The sequence below is a fragment of the Streptomyces sp. LUP47B genome (genome assembly GCF_001746295.1).
Classification (GTDB): domain Bacteria; phylum Actinomycetota; class Actinomycetes; order Streptomycetales; family Streptomycetaceae; genus Streptomyces.
In genome coordinates this window covers 24,876-38,955 of sequence record NZ_MJAH01000023.1, presented here as the reverse complement: position 1 = coordinate 38,955, position 14,080 = coordinate 24,876, and the positions used below count along the sequence as shown (strand labels likewise).

Below are 14,080 nucleotides of genomic sequence, written 5' to 3'. Positions count from 1 at the left end.
GGGCCGGTGGGAGGCATTCCCTCCGCCGGGCCGGTGGGAGGCATTCCCTCCGCCGGGCCGGTGGAGGGAGTTCCCTTCGCCGGATCGCCGGAAGCCGTTCCCTTGGCCGGGCCGGTGGAGGCCGTTCCCTGTGCCGGGCCGGTGGAGGCCGTTCCCTCCGCCGGACCGCCGGAAGCCGTCCCCGTCTCCGGGCCAGTAGAGGCCGTTCTCTCCCCCGGACCGCCGGAAGTCGTTGCCTCTCCCGGTCCGGTGGAAGTCGTTCCCTCCCCCGGGCCGGTGGAGGCCGTCCCCGCCCCCGGGCCGGTGGAGGCCGTTCCCTCCCCCGGACCGCCGGAAGTCGTTGCCTCTCCCGGTCCGGTGGAAGTCGTTCCCTCCCCCGGGCCGGTGGAGGCCGCCCCCGCCCCCGGGCCAGTAGAGGCCGTTCCCTCCCCCGGACCGCCGGAAGCCGTTCCCTTTGCCGGGCGTCCGGTGCCGGGTGGGCCCGCGAAGGCCTGGGCGATGTCGAGCCACTGGTCGGCGTCCTCGCCCTCCGCGCGCAGGGCCAGGTCGGCGCGGTGGGCCCGCTGGGTGACCAGGAGGCAGAGGTCGAGGGCGGGGCCGGTGACGCGGTCGCCGGCGTTCTCGGGGCCGAAGGTCCACAACTCGCCGGAAGGTGCGGTGAGTTCGATGCGGAACTCCTCGAACGGCGGGGTCAGTCCGTGCACCCCGAAGGCGAAGTCGCGGGTGCGGACGCCGAGGCGGACGATGTGCCGGATCCGGTCGGTCGGCTCACGGATCACCCCCAGCGCGTCCGCCACGTCCAGACCGTGCGCCCAGGTCTCCATGAGACGCGCGGTGGCCATGGAGGCGGTCGACATGGGCGGGCCGTACCAGGGGAAACGGGCGCCCTCGGGTGCCGTACGGAGGGCCTCCGCCAGGTCCTCGCGTCCCGCCCGCCAGTAGGCGAGCAGCCTGGACGGAGGCTTGCGGGCGACCTCCTCGGCGCCCTCGTCCACGAAGTCCCCGGGGGCGGCGAGCGCCTTCTCGACCTCGCGGGAGAAGGCCGCCCGGTCGGTGACGGCGAGCAGGGAGGAGTGGTCGGTCCAGGCGAGGTGGGCGATCTGGTGGGCGACGGTCCAGCCGGGGGCGGGGGTCGGCAGCGACCACTGCTCCTGGCTCAGTCCGGCTACCAGCAGGTCGAGCTCCTCGCTCTCCGCACACAGGTCGTCGATGACGGGCGTGGGATCTGCCATGCGGCGAGAATGTCAGCGACTCCGGAAACAAGCAAGCGTGCTTGCATTAATTTTGGGATGCCGCTGCCCCGGTGCGCGCGTCCCCGAAATTCGGGGGCGCCCGCGCCCTCCCCCGCAGTACGGTCCTCCGATGATCGATGACGACGGTTACTTCGGAGAGTCCGTCGCGGCGACGTACGACGAGTCGTCCGCGGGGATGTTCGCGCCGGACGCGGTCGAGCCCGCCGTGGACGTGCTGGCGGAGCTCGCCGGCGAGGGCCGGGCCCTGGAACTGGGCGTCGGCACCGGGCGGATCGCGTTGCCGCTGGCGCGCCGCGGGGTCGAGGTGCACGGCATCGACCTGTCCCGGGCGATGACGGACCGGCTGCGGGCCAAGCCCGGCGGCGGGGCGGTCGGGGTGACGATCGGGGACTTCGCGTCGGCCCGGGTGCCGGGCACCTTCTCGGTCGGCTACCTCGTCTACAACACGATCATGAACCTGACGACCCAGGACGCCCAGGTGGACTGCTTCCGCAATGTCGCGGCCCATCTGGCACATGGTGGGACCTTCGTCGTGGAGGTCATGATCCCCCAACTGCGGAAGCTTCCGCCGGGGCAGAACGCCGTGCCGTTCCACGTCGGCGAGAACCGCCTCGGCTTCGACACCTACGACGTCGCCACCCAGGCGATGGCCTCGAACCACGTCAGGGTCGAGGACGGCCGGGGCTCCTTCCGGACCATCCCTTTCCGGTACGTCTGGCCCGCGGAGCTGGATCTCATGGCGCGGCTGGCCGGGATGCGGCTGCGGGACCGGTGGGAGGACTGGAGCGGCGCGCCCTTCACGAACGAGAGCGAGTCGCACGTCTCGGTGTGGGAGAAGGTCGCGGACTGATCGGCCGGCTCGTACGAGCGGCTCGTCGTGGCCGTCCGTCTCGGTGATACGGCCGCTGTCGACGGCATCACGCGGTAACGCGTCGCGGGCAGGTCCGGGGCGTGGGTGGGTGTGACGGTCGTGCGGCCCGTCAACAGTTGGTACGGGGCGTCGACGCGGCGGGTGGGTTGGGCGAGGACCAGCACCGGGCCGTCCCGGTCCTGCGCGACACAATCCGCGCTGACGTCGCCCGGGCCGGGTGGACCGACTGGGTCGAGCGAACAGGCACTCGCCGAGGCAGCGGGTGGGTCGGGCGAGGACCAGCACCGGGCCGTCCCGGTCCTGCGCCACACAGTCCGCGCTGACGTCACCTGGACCGACCGGGCCGAGCGAACAGGCACTCGCTGAGGCGGCCCGCGCGGCCTGCGCCCACGCCTCATCGCGGGACTCCCCGACGGACTACGACACTCCGGTCGACCCCGACTCGGTCAGTCGACCGGTGGGAGCGTTGCCTTGCCACGTCCCACCTGCGTCCGGACCGCTCCCATGCTCGCCGCGATCACGAGGGCGACGGCGAGCGCCTGAACCGCGGACAGGGCCTGGTCGAGGATCAGGAAGCCCGCGAGGGCGGCCAGGGCCGGCTCCAGGCTCATGAGGATCGCGAAGGCGGAGGCGGGCAGGGTGCGCAGGGCGAGGAGTTCGAGGGTGTAGGGCAGGACGGAGGACATCAGGGCCACCGCCGCGCCGAGACCCACGGTCACCGGGTCGAGGAGCCTGGTGCCGGACTCCGCGATGCCGAGCGGCAGGAACGCCAGCGCGCCGACCGCCATCGCCAGGGCGAGGCCGTCGGCCTGCGGGAAGCGGCGGCCGGTCCGCGCGCTGAAGACGATGTACGCCGCCCACATGGCGCCCGCGCCCAGCGCGAAGGCGACGCCTGCCGGGTCCAGGTCGCCGAAGTCCCCGCCGCCCAGGAGGAAGACACCGGCGAGCGCGAGTCCGGCCCAGACGGTGTTGACGGCGCGCCGGGAGGCGAGCACCGAGAGGGCGAGCGGCCCCAGGAACTCCAGGGTCACGGCGGCGCCGAGGGAGATGCGGTCGACGGCCTGGTAGAAGAGGCCGTTCATCGCGGCGAGGGTGAGGCCGAAGACGACGACCGTGCCCCAGTCGGTGCGGGAGTGCCCACGCAGCCGGGGGCGGCAGACGACGAGCAGGACGAGCGCGGCAGCCAGCAGTCGCAGGGTCACGACCCCGAGGGCGCCCGCCCTCGGCATCAGGGTCACGGCCAGCGCCGCGCCGAACTGCACGGAGACGCACCCGGCGAGCACCAGGCCGACGGGACCGAGGGAGCCGGATCGGCGGGGCCCGCGGGTGGGCGTGGCGGTCATCGGAGTCGGTGACGACGTCGGGACGCTGCTGGAGGTGGTCACGGGGCTTCCAGGGATCGGCTCGGGGTTCGTCCATCGTGGTGCACTACTCGGTCCACGATAGTGGACCGAGTCATGTGCGTAAACCCGATATACACCTGTCCATGGTGACTCAGCGGTCGCCCCCGGACAACGGCAGCCGCAGCTTCCCCGTATCCGAAGACGCCGCCCTCGGCGGGGTCGTGAAGGCACGTGTCGGCGGGACACATGACGGGGTCCTTCGGACGGCTGATCCTGCCGTCGGCCCGGCAGGAGCTGCGTCGGCATCGCCGTGTCTGCACAGGCATAGGCGTTCGCTTGAAAGTATGATTACTCGATCGACCAGCGGCGCGCCGCCCTTCCAACGGACCGGATATCAGGTGCTGTTGGGGGAGACCCCGACCAAGAGTTCCAAGGCACGCACTCCTGACCGGCGCAGCCCCGCAGCAGCGAAAAGGAATCCACGGTGTCTGACGAAGAACGGCTGATCGCCGGCCGATACCGCATCCTCGACCGCATCGGCCAAGGCGGTATGGGCACCGTCTGGCGCGCCCACGACACCGTCCTCGGGCGCAACGTCGCCGTCAAGAGGCTCCACCCCCAGCCGCATCTGTCCGAGGACGAGCTCGCCACCCTCTTCGAGCGCACCCGCCGAGAGGCCCGCAGCGCCGCCCGGATCAGCCACCCCAATGTCGTCGTCGTCCACGACGTGGTGGACGACGAGGGCCTGCCCACCATCGTCATGGAGTACGTGCCTTCCACCACCCTCGCCGACGTGATCCGAGCGCACGGCCCGGTCCCGCCCGAAGAGGCCGCAAGGATCGGGCTCGGCGTGCTCGCCGCACTGCGGGCGGCGCACCGGGCCGGGGTCCTGCACCGGGACGTGAAGCCCGCCAACGTGCTGCTCACCGAGGACGGCCGGGTTGTCCTGACCGACTTCGGTATCGCCCAGGCCTCCGACACCTCGACCCTCACCGTCACCGGCCAACTCGTGGGGTCGGTCGACTTCATCGCCCCCGAGCGTCTCGCCGGCGCCGTACCGGGCCCGGAGGCCGACTTATGGGCGCTGGGCGCGACGCTCTTCCAGGCGGTCGACGGCCACTCCCCGTTCCTCCGGGACACGGTGACGGAGACCATGTACGCCATCGCCCTGGGCCCGCTGCCCGAGGTGCGCAAGGCCGGACCGCTCACCTCGCTGATCCAGGGGCTGATCGCCAACAAGCCCGATGAGCGGCTGTCGGCCGAGGAGGCCGAGCGTCTCCTGCGGACGGCAGCCGCCGAAGGGCACTCCTCCGTCGCCGCGCCGGCCGTATCGGCGGTCGACGCCGTGCACCCGGAGCCCGGCAACGCAACTCCCGAGCGGCAGCCGGAGCCTGAGACGGAGCGGGATCACGGAAAGCGGGTGGCATCCGCTGCCGGGGCCGTTCCGGACGGCCCACCGCCCACCTCGACCGGGCGGCGGGCGCAGCCGCGCTCGGGTCGTTGGAGGAACCCGGTCGTGATCGGCGCAGCGATCACCGCGGCGGTACTGATCGCGATCGCGCTGCTGGTCACACAGACGGTGGAGAAGGACGGTACCGGTGTCCAGGCATCGGACGGCGTCACCGCGGCGGGTGGCAAGACCGCGCCGCCGCCCCAGGGCGCGGCCCCGTCCGTGACGCCCTCCCCGTCGGACTCCCCGAGTGCCGGTGCCACGTCGCCGACGCCCGGGGCCGTCTCGCCGTCCAGGTCGGCAACCGAGGCCGCGGGAGTCGGCACCGGGGCGGATGCCGGAACCGAGGCCACGCCCACGACGAGCCGATCCAGCGCACCGGTAGCTTCGACGGGCCGTGCACTGGTGGTCGCCGCCTCAGGGAAGTGCCTGAGCCGTGGCAACGGGTCGGACGGGGTGCAGCTGTACCAGGACACGTGCGACGGCTCGGCGGCGCAGCAGTGGCAGCTGGGTTCCGGGGTCGTCCGGTCCTCGGGGAAGTGCATGACCGTGGCCGGGGGAGCGACCGACGACCGCACCGCGATCCAACTGGCCGGCTGCGACGGGAGCGGCAGCCAGCAGTTCCGCCTCGACGGCACGGAGTTGCTGGCCGAGCAGTCGCAGAAGTGCGTGGACATCTTCGGAGGCGCGTCCGGAACGGTGGCGGTCCTCTGGGAATGCAACGGGAGGGACAACCAGATCTGGACGCTCGGCTGACCGCTCCGTCAAGGTCCCTCAGCCCGCGCGCGGCCCCCGCACCATGAAGACGTCCACCGCGTCCTCGCTCTCCACGGTGAAGCCGTGGCGCTCGTACAGGCGTCGGGCCGCGCTGCCCTGGAGGACGTTCAGGCGGACGGGTTCGCCGTCTGCGTCGGTCCGCGCGAGCAGGCTGCGCAGGACGGCCGAGCCGAGGCCGTGGCCCTGGAGTTCCGGGGCGATGAAGAAGTGCTCCAGCCAGTGGCCGTCCGCGGCCGGCCGCAGTGCGACACAGCCCGCGAAACGTTCCTCGGCCATGATGATCGACATGTGCCGCTCGACGAAGGCGTCCCGGAACCGCTGCCGTACCCGGTGCTCGTCGAACCGGCCCAGCCGCTCCAGGTCGGGGCGCAGCACGACGGCGCGCAGTTCCACGATGACCTCGGTATCGGCCGGCGTCGCGGCACGCAGCGTCCAGTCGGTGAGACGGGTGTTCGTTTCCACCACGGCAGTATCCCAACGGGGCCTACGAGCCCGTCCTCCCGTCCCGCGTCCCGAACGCCTCCAGCGCCTCCTCGTCCGTCGCCCGCGCGTTGAGGTAGTAGTCCGCCCACTCCCCGATCCCCGGCCAGTCGCACTCCGCGACGAGTCGTTCGACGGCCACCGGGATGTCGTACGGCGTCACCCGCAGACCGGTGCCGGGCCCGATCAGGCACCAGTGGGCGCCGGCACGCCCGTACGGCATGCCGACGCTGCCGGGTGATCGGTGGGCGACGCCCGCCCGATCCCCTCACGGCCCGCCCACCGCATCGGCCCGTTCACCGCTCCGCAGCGCCTCCGCGAGTACCTCCGCCAGGTGCCGCCCCCGCACCCCGGCCAGCTGCTCCAGCTGCGTGCGGCAGGAGAATCCGTCGGCCAGCATCACCGCGTCCTCGGGTGACTGCCGTACCGACGGCAGCAGTTGGTCCTCCGCGCAGGACCGCGACACCTCGAAGTGGCCTTTCTCGAAGCCGAAGTTGCCCGCGAGGCCGCAGCAGCCGCCGGCCAGGTCGCCGGTGAGTCCCGCGGCCTCGCGCAGCCGGCGGTCGGCCATGTCGCCCAGGACGGCGTGCTGATGGCAGTGGGTCTGGCCGGCGACGGGCCGGTTCAGGGCCGGTGGCCGCCAGCCGGGGGCGAGTTGGCTCAGCGCCTCCGCGAAGGTGAGAACCCGGGAGGCGAGCCGGGCGGCCCGCGGATCGTCGTGCAGCAGTTCCGGCAGGTCGGTGCGGAGGGCGGCCGCGCAGCTCGGTTCCAGGACGACGACCGGGAGCGAGGTCTCCAGCACCGGGGCCATCAGGTCGAGGGTGCGGCGCAACACCGTACGGGCGCGGTCGAGTTGCCCCGTCGACACATACGTCAGGCCGCAGCAGACCCGGCCCCGGCCGCGCAGGAGGGACACCGGGTCGAGGGCGACCGTCCTGCCGTCGCCCACCGGCGCCTTCTCCAGGTGCACGGTGGGAGGGAGCACCACCCGCAGCCCCGCCGCCTCCAGCACCCGTACGGCCGCCTGTCCCACGGACGGTGAGAGATGCTCCGTGAAGGTGTCCGGCCACAGGACGACCGGATCCCCACCGGCGCCCCCGGCCTTTCGCCTGTCCCACCACCGGCTGAACGTCTCCGTCGCCACCTCGGGGATCCGCCGCTCGGGTGCGATCCCGCCGAGCCGTTTGGCGACGCCCGCCAACGGCCGTAGCGAGGCGAGGAAGTTGACCATCGCGGCCGATCTCGTACGGTCCACCAGGCGCAGCCACACCGGCAGCCGGCCCATGCTGTAGTGGGACGCCGGGCGCCGTCGTCCCGCGTAGTGGTGGTGCAGGAACTCCGCCTTGTACGTGGCCATGTCGACCCCGACCGGGCAGTCGGTGCGGCAGCCCTTGCAGGACAGGCACAGGTCCAGCGCCTCACGCACCTCCTCCGACCGCCAGCTGTCGGTCACCACCTCGCCGGCCAGCATTTCGTGCAGCAGCCGGGCCCGCCCGCGCGTGGAGTGCGCCTCCTCGCCGGTGGCCCGGAAGGACGGGCACATGACGGCGGACCCGGACGCCGATGTCGTACGGCATTTCGCGACCCCGACGCAGCGCCGTACGGCGGCGGAGAAGTCACCGCCGTCGGCCGGGTAGCCGAAGGCGACCTCGACCGGTTCGCGGGGCAGGACGGAGAAGCGGAGGTTGGTGTCGAGGGGCGCCGGGCGGACCAGCATCCCCGGGTTGAGCAGGTCGTCCGGGTCCCAGATGGCCTTCGCCCGCTCGAAGAGGGCGACCATCTCCTCGCCGTACATCCTCGGCAGCAGCTCGGCGCGCGCCTGTCCGTCCCCGTGCTCTCCGGACAGCGACCCGCCGTGCGCCGCCACCAGGTCGGCGAGTTCCTCGGAGAAGCGCCGGAAGCGGGCGATGCCGGGCCCGGTGAGCAGGTCGAAGTCGATGCGGACATGGATGCAGCCGTCGCCGAAGTGTCCGTACGGAGTGCCGCGGAGGCCGTGCGAGTCGAGCAGTCCGCGGAAGTCCCGCAGATACGCGCCGAGCCGCTGCGGCGGCACCGCGCAGTCCTCCCAGCCGGGCCATGCCTCGGAGCCGTCCGGCATCCGGGTCGCCGTACCGCTGGCGTCCTCGCGGATGCGCCACAGGGCCCGCTGCCCCGCCGGGTTGGTCACCACGAGCGCGTCGAGGACGTCGGCCGCCCGCATGACGTCCTCCGCACGCGCGTGTGCCTCGGCCGGGGAGGAGCCGCCGGTCTCCACGAACAGCCAGGCGCCGCCCCGCGGCAGCGCGACCGTCGAGGGCACCAGGTCGGCCGCCATGCCCTCCACCGTCAGGGGGCGGTGCACCAGCAGCCCCGCCGCCGCCTCGGCGGCCGCGCCTTCGTCCGCGTACCCGAGCACCGCGAGCGCACGCGCGCGTGGCGCCTCCACCAGCTTGACGACGGCCCCGGTGAGTACGCCCAGGGTGCCCTCGCTGCCGCAGAAGGACCGGGCGACGTCGGCCCGGTGTTCCGGCAGGAGGGCGTCCAGGGCGTATCCGGAGATCCGGCGGGGCAGCTCGGGGAAGCCGGTCCGCAGCCGTGCGAGCTCCCCGTCGACCAGCTCCCGCAGTCCCGTCGGCGCCCCGGCCCACTCCTGTCCGAGCCGCAGCCGCTCACCGCGCGCGGTGACGACGTCCAGCTCCGCCACGCTGTCCGCGGTCGTCCCCCACGCCACCGAGTGCGAGCCGCACGAGTTGTTGCCGATCATTCCGCCGAGCGTGCACCGGCTGTGGGTGGAGGGGTCGGGCCCGAACCGCAGCCCGTGCGGGGCGGCGGCGTCCTGGAGCCGGTCGAGCACGAGCCCGGGCTGGACGACGGCGGTACGCGCCTCGGGGTCGAGCGCGAGAACCCGGTTCATGTGCCGGGTGAAGTCCAGCACGACCCCGGTACCGGTGGCCTGTCCGGCGATGGAGGTGCCGCCGCCGCGGGGGACGACGGGCACGCCATGGGTACGGCAGACCTCCAGCACGGCGGCCACGTCGTCGGCGTCCCGGGGGGCGACGACCCCGAGAGGGACCCGCCGGTAGTTGGACGCGTCCATGGTGACCAGGGCCCGGGAGGTGACGTCGAAACCGACCTCGCCCCGGACGGCCTTGCGCAGATCGGCCTCAAGATCCGTCATGACTCCAGCAAACCAGTCCGGTCAACACCGCCGCGTCTCACCCGACGGATACGTTTCGACCAGGTTTCCCCCAGCGGCTACGCTCCCCTCGTGGCTGAGATCCAGATTCCCGCTGACATCAAGCCCGCCGACGGTCGTTTCGGCGCGGGCCCCTCCAAGGTGCGGACGGAAGCGCTGGACGCGCTGGCCGCAACCGGTACCTCTCTCCTCGGCACCTCCCACCGCCAGGCCCCGGTCAAGAACCTGGTCGGCAGGGTGCGCGAGGGCATCAGTGAGCTGTTCTCCCTCCCCGAGGGCTACGAGGTCGTCCTCGGCAACGGCGGCTCCACCGCGTTCTGGGACGTCGCGACGCACGGCCTGATCGAGAACAAGTCGCAGCACCTGACCTTCGGCGAGTTCTCGTCGAAGTTCGCGAAGGCGTCCAAGCTGGCCCCCTGGCTGGCCGAGCCGACGGTGATCTCCAGTGAGCCGGGCACCCACCCGGAGCCGCAGGCCGAGGCCGGCGTGGACGTGTACGCGTTCACGCACAACGAGACCTCCACCGGTGTCGCCGCCCCGATCAAGCGGGTGGCCGGCGCCGACGAGGGCGCGCTGGTCCTCGTGGACGCCACCTCCGGCGCCGGCGGCCTCCCGGTCGACGTGTCCGAGACGGACGTCTACTACTTCGCCCCGCAGAAGTCCTTCGCCTCCGACGGCGGCCTGTGGATCGGCGTGTTCTCCCCGGCCGCGATCGAGCGCGCCGAGCGGATCCACTCGTCCGGCCGCCACGTCCCTGAGTTCTTCTCGCTGCCGACGGCGATCGACAACTCCCGCAAGAACCAGACGTACAACACCCCGGCCCTCGCCACCCTCTTCCTCCTCAACGAGCAGCTGGAGTGGATCAACGGCCAGGGCGGTCTCGCGTGGTCGACGGCCCGCACGAAGGACTCCTCGACGCGTCTGTACAGCTGGGCGGAGGAGTCCAAGCACGCGACCCCGTTCGTCACCGACCCGGCCAAGCGCTCCCAGGTCATCGGCACGATCGACTTCTCGGACGAGATCGACGCCGCCGCGGTCGCCAAGGTCCTGCGCGCCAACGGCATCGTGGACACCGAGCCGTACCGCAAGCTCGGCCGCAACCAGCTGCGCGTGGCGATGTTCCCGGCGATCGACCCGGCGGACGTCGAGGCCCTGACGAAGTGCGTGGACTACGTCATCGAGAAGCTGTAACACCCGCTTCCGCTACGACGACGAGGGCGCCCGGCGAACACCGGGCGCCCTTTCTCGCGCTTACGGCTACTCCTCGACGAACAGCTCTTCGGCGCTTGCCACGGTCAGGGAACGGTCGAGCCAGGTCTCCAGAACCTCCAGATCGACGCAGGCCATCACCTTTTCCTGCACGGACTCGGAGACTTCGACACCCCGCGTGCGAAGGACCCGGAGGATGGCCTTGGCCTCGCCCTTCGCCTCACCATCGGCGTGGACCTCGAGCCACGTCTCCTCCATCACGCTGCCCAAGCCAGGGAAGTTCGGGGTGTACACGGCCATCAGTTCCCTCCAATGATCGCGGCTGGGACCTTCGTCCAGACCGGCCTCGATGTATTCCGCCCAGTCCGCGTTCGGCCCCAGCACCGGTGCCACCGCGTCCAGTATCGCAAGGATGCCCGGATCCTTGGCGTTGATGAGAATGGAGAAAGTGGTGAGCGCCAAGTCCTTCGCCGCCTCCTCCGGGTCGGTGATCGGACGCACGCCGATCGGCCCCAGAACCAAGGGGAACACCTCCATGCTCGTGTGGAAACTGCGCCCGATTCGGATGGGGCCCCTCGCCCACTCCGCCGTTTTCTTGTCCCGGCACACCACCAGCAGAATCGGCGGCAACCGGTACTTGGCATACATGTGCGCCAAGTAGTACGCCCAGCTGTTGTGCTTGTCCGGGTCCGGCTTGCTCTGCGACTCGACAGCGAGCAGAAACCCGCCTTCGTCGTCGGCCGTACGGACCCGGAAGAAGCTGTCCACCCGACGCTCCAACGGCCTGATCTCGGTGAGATCGGTGTCGAGGGGCTCGATCGAGCTGTACTCGGGGAACCTGACGCCCGCCTCCGGCACGAGACGGGCCAGGAGGTCCGGCTCCTGTCGGAAGATCCGATGCACGGCGTCATGTTGTGAACTGACCATGCGACGGAACGTAATCGAGCGAACACACGCCCCACACCCGTCCGCCTGCATGATCAACCGTTCGAGTGAACATGCCCCCGACCACGAAAGTAGCGCTTCACGAGGTCGTGTTGAACAACTTCCAGTGGCCCTGGGAGACCACCTCTACGGCGCCGTCCACCACCTTGATGGCGGTCTGCTCGTCGATCGCGTACGCCGGACCCCCGATTCCGGCCGCCCACCGCTCCGCCTCGGCCATGGTGTTCTCGGGACAAGCCGGATGATCCAGGTGCGGGAAGATCGAGAAATCGACCAGGCCCAGAGCGCTGTCCTCTCCGGAGGTCGGCTTCCAGCCCACGAAGTGCTCCCCGATGCGGGGTGTCATCACCATGCTGCCGGCGCTGAGTCCCACGTAGACCATGTCGGGCAGCGACGGCAGGAGTTCGGCGAGCCCGGATTTCCGCATCCAGTGGCCCAGGTACAGCGCGTCACCGCCGTTGACCAGCAGGGCGTCGGCCTCACGGACCCAGGAGACCCAGCGCGCCTTCTCGACGCCGGGAAGCGCGGTCAGCTCCAGCACGCCCACCGACTTCCATCCCAGTCCGGTCATGGGGTGGGGGGATCGTCCGCTGATGAATCGCCATGGGCCGCCCGGATCGGCGTCGGGGGCCCCGTACCCCGCGGTGGGGACGCACAGGGCGCTGGACTCGGCGATCGGCTTGCCCAGGAGGTCGACCAACGCGTCCTGGATGCGCGCGTTCTTAACGCCGGAGTCGGTGAGGAGAAGCTTCATCATGTCCTTCCGAGGAATGACGCGTAGATCCCAGGTCGGCAACCATCCTCAACGAGTCCCCATTGCAGGGGAAGTCCAGGCGACGGGGGCGGGACGGGCAACTCGAAGGTCAGGCTTCGTGCTGCTGCCGAGGAGGGCCTGGGCAAGCAGCGGGTGGGGGAGAAACCCGCCGCCCTATTCGCGGCTTCGCCGGCTGAGGCTGAGGAGAGCAGCTCCGGGGCTTTGCCTTGTTGAAGGGGCGCTCGGCAGCCACCGAGCGCCCCCGTCACACAGACCTCACGACGCCGTACAGCTCACACTCGGTACGCCCCCACCTCCCGGTGCTCCCCCGAACCCGAAGCTCGCCGAACCGCCCACCGCGACCGCCCCGTTGTGCGCGGCGTTCGTCGCGGTCACGGTCGAGCCGGTCTGGGTGTACGACGCGTTCCACATGGACGTCACCTGTTGCGAGCCGGGCCAGGTCCAGGTGACCTTCCAGGAACCGAGCGCCACGGAACCCGAGTTGGTCACCTTCACCTCGGCGTTGAAGCCGCCGCCCCAGTCGCTGCTGACGGAGTAGGCGGCGGTGCACGCCGCCGTACTCCCGCCCGGGTCACCGGGGTCGCTCCCGCCGCCCGGGAAGCCCGGCGCCTTCACACTCGCCAGGTATCCGTCCTTCACGGTGTCCACGGTCTGCCAGTCGTCCTTCAGGATTCCGCCCGTGTCACCGGAGTTGGGGTTCCACGACCAGAAGGTCCAGTGGAAGGAGTCGGCGCCGTACGTCGATGTCGGCCGCAGATACGAGACCAGCGCAGCCAGCCACTTCTGGTCCACGCTCGACTGCAGGGTGGTGCCGAACTCGCCCACCCACACCGGGGCGATGTTCTGCTTGAAGATGTATCCCCAGTAGTTGTCCCAGATCCCCGGCATGTTGGCGGGGAACGACGGATCGCTGAACCAGCTCTGCTGGGCCACGCTCGTCGCGTAGTCGTGGGCGGAGTACACGACCCGGTTCGCGACACTCAGCTGCACCGGGTACTGGGCGACGCCCATCAGGTTGCCGCCCCACCAGCCGGAGACGCCGTTGAAGGTCTGCACGCCCTCGACGAAGATCAGCAGGTCGGGATTGACCCCCAGCACCGCGTTGCCGGCCCGCTGAGCCGCCAGCCGCCAGTCCACAGAAGTGTCCCCGCAGCCCCAACAGGCGGGATCGTGGGGCTCGTTGTGCAGGTCGATGCCCACGACCGTGTCCTGGCCCTGGTAACGCGTCGCCAGCGCCTTGAGGTTGGCGATCCACGTCGACTCCGGGACCGCGGCCGTGTACCAGAGCGCCGACTGGCCGCCGGAGTCCGGGCGGTGCCGGTCGAGGATGACCTTGAGGCCGTCCCGACCGGCGTACGACACGATCCTGTCCAGGACGCCGAGGGAGTTCAGCCCCTGGAGGTCGGCGTTCTTGCCGCTGGAGAAGTCGATGCTGTTGGGGACCGCCCCCGACTTGAAGATGTCGTCGCTGTACGGGATGCGGAGGGTGTTGTAGCCCAGCGACTTCATCTGGTCGATCATGGACTTGTAGTCGCGGGACCAGAGGCCGTGCACGACACGGTTGTCGGTCTCGAAGCCGAACCAGTTGATCCCGGCGATCCGGACCGGCTGCCCGGAGGCGTCCAGGATCTGGCGGCCGCTGGTGTGCCAGTAGCCGGCGCCGGCCGACTCGGCGGCGTGGGCCGACTGAAGACCAGCGGTCCCCAGCGGTAACAGACACGCCGCCGCCACCGCACACAGCGCTCTTCGCAAGCTGCGGAACATGTTCGCTGCTTCCTCTCGGGAGGCGCGGGCCCGGAACT

10 protein-coding genes and 1 pseudogene are annotated in these 14,080 nt (G+C 71.1%); 3 read left to right on the top strand and 8 right to left on the bottom strand.

Annotated features, from left to right (window positions below):
* Positions 1-443: 443 nt before the first annotated feature.
* Positions 444-1,232: pseudogene (locus BFN33_RS43705) on the bottom strand (TIGR03084 family metal-binding protein); the annotation flags it as partial.
* A 130-nt stretch (positions 1,233-1,362) separates the two neighbouring features.
* On the opposite strand from BFN33_RS43705, the gene BFN33_RS43700 reads away from it, so the two are divergent.
* Positions 1,363-2,103: a trans-aconitate 2-methyltransferase gene (locus BFN33_RS43700; protein WP_069765791.1), complete on the top strand. Its 741-nt coding sequence runs from the start codon at positions 1,363-1,365 to the stop codon at positions 2,101-2,103.
* Positions 2,104-2,570: 467 nt separating this feature from the next.
* Here BFN33_RS43700 and BFN33_RS43695 read toward each other — a convergent pair whose 3' ends face one another.
* Entirely contained in the window at positions 2,571-3,509 is a 939-nt protein-coding gene (locus BFN33_RS43695; protein ID WP_069765790.1) for an EamA family transporter, read from the bottom strand.
* 442 nt (positions 3,510-3,951) lie between these two features.
* Here BFN33_RS43695 and BFN33_RS43690 point away from each other — a divergent pair, with 442 nt between their 5' ends.
* Positions 3,952-5,673, top strand: a complete 1,722-nt coding sequence (locus BFN33_RS43690) for a protein kinase (protein WP_069765789.1) — start codon at positions 3,952-3,954, stop codon at positions 5,671-5,673.
* Positions 5,674-5,691: 18 nt separating this feature from the next.
* Here the strand turns inward: BFN33_RS43690 and BFN33_RS43685 are convergent, their stop codons facing one another.
* The 3 genes from BFN33_RS43685 to BFN33_RS43675 are packed head-to-tail and all read right to left on the bottom strand — an operon-like array spanning position 5,692 to position 9,331.
* Complete coding sequence (locus tag BFN33_RS43685) at positions 5,692-6,156, bottom strand: GNAT family N-acetyltransferase (RefSeq protein WP_069765843.1); 465 nt, start codon at positions 6,154-6,156, stop codon at positions 5,692-5,694.
* Between the two features lie 22 nt (positions 6,157-6,178).
* Complete coding sequence (locus BFN33_RS43680) at positions 6,179-6,397, bottom strand: hypothetical protein (protein WP_069765788.1); 219 nt, start codon at positions 6,395-6,397, stop codon at positions 6,179-6,181.
* A 45-nt stretch (positions 6,398-6,442) separates the two neighbouring features.
* Entirely contained in the window at positions 6,443-9,331 is a 2,889-nt protein-coding gene (locus BFN33_RS43675; RefSeq protein WP_069765787.1) for an FAD-binding and (Fe-S)-binding domain-containing protein, read from the bottom strand.
* Positions 9,332-9,421: 90 nt separating this feature from the next.
* Here BFN33_RS43675 and serC point away from each other — a divergent pair, with 90 nt between their 5' ends.
* Complete coding sequence (gene serC, locus BFN33_RS43670) at positions 9,422-10,540, top strand: phosphoserine transaminase (protein ID WP_069765786.1); 1,119 nt, start codon at positions 9,422-9,424, stop codon at positions 10,538-10,540.
* A 66-nt stretch (positions 10,541-10,606) separates the two neighbouring features.
* On the opposite strand, the gene BFN33_RS43665 is transcribed toward serC, so the two are convergent.
* From BFN33_RS43665 to BFN33_RS43655, 3 genes are all read right to left on the bottom strand, one after another.
* On the bottom strand, positions 10,607-11,542 hold the full coding sequence (locus BFN33_RS43665) for a hypothetical protein (RefSeq protein WP_141758060.1): 936 nt from the start codon (positions 11,540-11,542) through the stop codon (positions 10,607-10,609).
* 40 nt (positions 11,543-11,582) lie between these two features.
* Entirely contained in the window at positions 11,583-12,257 is a 675-nt protein-coding gene (locus tag BFN33_RS43660; RefSeq protein ID WP_069765842.1) for a Type 1 glutamine amidotransferase-like domain-containing protein, read from the bottom strand.
* 276 nt (positions 12,258-12,533) lie between these two features.
* Complete coding sequence (locus BFN33_RS43655) at positions 12,534-14,042, bottom strand: cellulase family glycosylhydrolase (RefSeq protein ID WP_069765784.1); 1,509 nt, start codon at positions 14,040-14,042, stop codon at positions 12,534-12,536.
* Positions 14,043-14,080: the final 38 nt, after the last annotated feature.